This window comes from Pseudomonas antarctica (genome assembly GCF_900624995.1).
GTDB lineage: Bacteria > Pseudomonadota > Gammaproteobacteria > Pseudomonadales > Pseudomonadaceae > Aquipseudomonas > Aquipseudomonas antarctica.
In genome coordinates this window covers 1-1,642 of the sequence record NZ_UYXQ01000243.1, presented here as the reverse complement: position 1 = coordinate 1,642, position 1,642 = coordinate 1, and the positions used below count along the sequence as shown (strand labels likewise).

Below are 1,642 nucleotides of genomic sequence, written 5' to 3'. Positions count from 1 at the left end.
GAAGACTTCGCATCCATCACCACCACGGTAATCGTATCGCCATTGATCGCCACCGCGCAGCCATCACAGCCGTGGTTGCTACCGTTCTGCAATGGCTTGAAATTGAGGCCGGTTTTTCCGTTGAGGGTTTGAAGGGCCAGTTGCTCGCCCAACACCCCCATCATTTACAAGCGAACCGGTTTTCCAATTGGGAAGGTGCGACAGCGGGATACTTTCAAATGTCTGCCCAAACAGGTCTTCAACCCGGCTGAACTTAGGTGGGCTGATTGCATCAGGAATAACCTGCCCTGGTCCTTTTGCACCTATTCAACTCTTCAATGCTGGCAAAGACAGCACTTCATCGTACTGTGGCCAGTCTTCCCTTGCGCGCTTGAGCACACCTTGCATCAATTCGTCCAACTCAGGCACTGGCTGCTCGGGCGGCAATTGGTCAAAGGGCGCGGCCATCAGCGGATGATCAATCTGCTGAGGATTGGGCAAGCCTTCCCATTGGCGTAGACGCAATATGTAGAGGATTTCCACCGGCACGCGCTCCATGCGGCAAACCTGATTGAAATCGTAGGAATTCTTTTGACTGTCTTTGCCAGTTTGCCAGGTGTGGCGGTCACATGCAGCAAGCAGGCAGGGTAACAAGTCGTCGGGGTTGGGAGTGCGCCAGCTGGCCAATAGAGCTTCGTAGATGGGCTCGTCATACGCATAGGCCGGCCAAAGATGCGATACATCGCCCACCCAATCGGCAAACACGCGCAGCATAAAGGCCTGGGCGCGGCGGTGCTGTTCTTCGTACTCGATCACCAACTGATGTCCGCGATTAAGAGCCGCATGAGTGAGATAGCCCTGATGGATGACGGCATCCTTCCAACCCAGGATCGCCATCGCGGCCATCATGTTGGCACCGGTTTGGATGCTGTAGTTTTCTTGGCGAATGTGGTTGCCATGGAATTGATCGTACTGGTGTGCCCAAAAAAATAATTGCCAAATACCTACTTGGTAGTAGCGCATCCAATGAGCCAATTCTCGCAACCATTGCGCGTTGTCTGGGGCCGTGGCAAGTACTTTATAAAGTCTTACCCGCGCCATTTGTTCTGGGATGCTATCTGTCGCATTATTTTTATTTGGAACCATCATTGGATCAGTGGGCCTTGCATCCTCCCTAGTGACGTATTCGCGTATCGCGCTGACATAAAACGCGTCCTCAACATGCGGCCCTCTGGCGATGCGAGCGAGTACTGATTTGTAAGAGGGCCACCTTGGGTTCACACCCACGCGTTCAAATTGATTTATTTTTTGGGCCATGGTTCCACCTTAACTTCTGCTTGACCTGTTTTAGCGGGTGCTGGCAAACCGACTTTAACGGTAACGCCTTGGACTTTGACTCCATCTCTTCCCAGCGCGGATCTCAAGGCTCGAGCCAACGCAGGATCGGATTGGGTTATCGAATCGTCAGCCAACCACCCTCTCAATCTTGTCTCCGGATCCCCATGGGGCGTACGTGCCGCATTCACACCGTTCACAGAAGACTTCGCATCCATCACCACCACGGTAATCGTATCGCCATTGATCGCCACCGCGCAGCCATCACAGCCGTGGTTGCTACCGTTCTGCAATGGCTTGAAATTGAGGCCGGTTTTTCCGTTGAGGG

The 1,642-nt window shown here is 53.3% G+C and carries 2 protein-coding genes; both read right to left on the bottom strand.

Annotation, left to right across the window (positions count from 1 at the left end):
* Window positions 1–306: 306 nt before the first annotated feature.
* A complete protein-coding gene (locus tag E0F99_RS29775) occupies window positions 307–1,002 on the bottom strand; it encodes a hypothetical protein (RefSeq protein WP_083359007.1) in 696 nt (231 codons plus the stop codon).
* Between the two features lie 278 nt (window positions 1,003–1,280).
* A partial coding sequence (locus tag E0F99_RS29770; RefSeq protein WP_130909130.1) for a hypothetical protein occupies window positions 1,281–1,642 on the bottom strand: 362 nt, incomplete at its 5' end.

Excerpts from the sequence above, each read along its gene's own strand:
- E0F99_RS29775 (WP_083359007.1), bottom strand. The coding sequence starts at position 1,002 with ATGCGCTACTACCAAGTAGGTATTTGGCAATTATTTTTTTGGGCACAC.